A 2,138-nucleotide genomic window follows, 5' to 3' on the forward strand; every position below is an offset into this window, starting at 1 on the left:
CCCGTTCGCCGTCGGCCAAGACGCTGACGTAAAACCGACATATCCACGAGAGGTTGCCCCGACGTGCACGACGACGAACTCATCGCGCGGGCCAGGACCTGGCTCGCCGAGGACCCCGACGCGGACACGCGCGACGAGCTCGCCAAGCTCATCGACGCCGGGGACGTCACGGAGCTCGCGGAGCGCTTCCGCGGGACGCTTCAGTTCGGGACCGCCGGGCTGCGAGGCGAACTCGGCGCCGGGCCCATGCGGATGAACCGCGCCGTCGTCATCCGGGCCGCCGCCGGACTCGCCGCGTACCTGAAGGCGAACGGGCACACCGACGGGACCGGAACCGTCGTCATCGGCTACGACGCCCGCCACAAGTCGGCCGACTTCGCCCGCGACACCGCCGCCGTGATGGTCGGCGCGGGACTCAAGGCCGCCGTACTGCCCCGCCCCCTCCCCACGCCCGTACTCGCCTTCGCCATACGGCACTTGGGCGCGATCGCGGGCGTGGAGGTCACCGCCAGCCACAACCCGCCCCGGGACAACGGCTACAAGGTGTACCTCGGCGACGGCTCCCAGATCGTGCCCCCGGCCGACGCGGAGATCGCCGCCGAGATCGAGGCGATCGGCTCACTGCACGACGTGGCCCGGCCCGACACCGGCTGGGAGACCCTCGACGACGCCGTCCTCGACGCCTATCTCGCCCGCACCGACGCCGTCCTCGCCCCCGGCTCACCCCGTACCGCCCGCACCGTCTACACGGCGATGCACGGCGTCGGCAAGGACGTGCTGCTGGCCGCGTTCGCCCGCGCCGGCTTCCCCGAGCCCGTGCTCGTCGCCGAACAGGCCGAGCCCGACCCGGACTTCCCGACCGTCGCGTTCCCCAACCCGGAGGAGCCCGGCGCGATGGACCTCGCCTTCGCGCAGGCCCGTGCCACGGACCCCGACCTGATCATCGCCAACGACCCCGACGCCGACCGTTGCGCCGCGGCCGTCAAGGACCGTACCCAGGACGGCGATTGGCGCATGCTCAGCGGCGACGAGGTCGGCTCCCTCCTCGCCGCCCACCTCGTCCGGCGCGGCGCCCAGGGCACCTTCGCCGAGTCGATCGTCTCCTCCTCCCTCCTCGGCCGTATCGCCGAGAAGGCGGGTCTCCCCTACGAGGAGACCCTCACCGGCTTCAAGTGGATCGCCCGGGTGGAGGGCCTTCGCTACGGCTATGAGGAAGCCCTCGGTTACTGCGTGGACCCGGACGGCGTGCGCGACAAGGACGGCATCACGGCCGCCCTGCTCATCACCGAGCTGGCGTCCGAGCTGAAGGCCGAGGGGCGCGATCTGCTCGACCTCCTCGACGATCTCGCCGTGGAGCACGGACTACACGCCACCGATCAACTCTCCGTGCGCGTAGAGGACTTGACCGTCATCGCGGATGCCATGCGGCGGCTGCGCGAGCAACCCCCCACCGCACTCGCCGGGTTGGCCGTCACCAAGGCCGAGGATCTGACCGAGGGGACGGACAAGCTGCCGCCCACGGACGGCCTGCGCTACACGCTCGACGGAGCCCGTGTCATCGTCCGGCCCAGCGGCACCGAGCCCAAACTGAAGTGCTACCTGGAGGTCGTGGTGCCCGTCGCCGCGCACGCCGATCTCCCGGCGGCCCGGGCGCAAGCGGCCGAGACCCTCGCGACGATCAAGCGGGACCTGTCGGCCGCGGCCGGCATCTGAGCGGTACCTGAGCCACCGTCACCGTCACTTCAGCCCAGCTCCCGCTGATTCACCGGGAGTTGGGCTGTCGCATGCTCCCCGGCCGCCCTCTTCCGCCGCGCGGACCCCGCGACCACGGTCAGGACAGCCAGCGCGTGACGAGCACCGCGATCCAGGCGATACCGAGACCCACGGCGAACGGCCACAACGGCCGCCCGCGCTCCTTCTCCTCGCTCTCGCCGGTGGGGCGCAGGGCGGGGTCGGCGATCATCGCGGAGAGTTCGGCGGCCAACGCGTCGTAGGGATGGGCGAGTCGGCGTCTGCGTTGCAGCCAGGGCCAGCGGGGTGCGGCCACCGACCAGTCGTCGCCGTCGCGCACACGCAGCCGCAGTTCGAAGGACTCCCGACGGACCGAGCGGAGATCGTCCCAGGGAATGTGGCGCGGG

At 71.9% G+C, this 2,138-nt stretch carries 1 protein-coding gene and 1 pseudogene; one reads left to right on the top strand and one right to left on the bottom strand.

The features are described from left to right. Window positions 1–63: 63 nt before the first annotated feature. On the top strand, window positions 64–1,713 hold the full coding sequence (locus AC31A1_RS50540; RefSeq protein ID WP_489659773.1) for a phospho-sugar mutase: 1,650 nt from the start codon (window positions 64–66) through the stop codon (window positions 1,711–1,713). A gap of 118 nt (window positions 1,714–1,831) precedes the next feature. Here AC31A1_RS50540 and AC31A1_RS50545 read toward each other — a convergent pair. After that, window positions 1,832–2,138, bottom strand: a pseudogene (locus tag AC31A1_RS50545) (hypothetical protein); the annotation flags it as partial.

It is taken from the genome of Streptomyces sp. P5F9 (assembly GCF_057961495.1).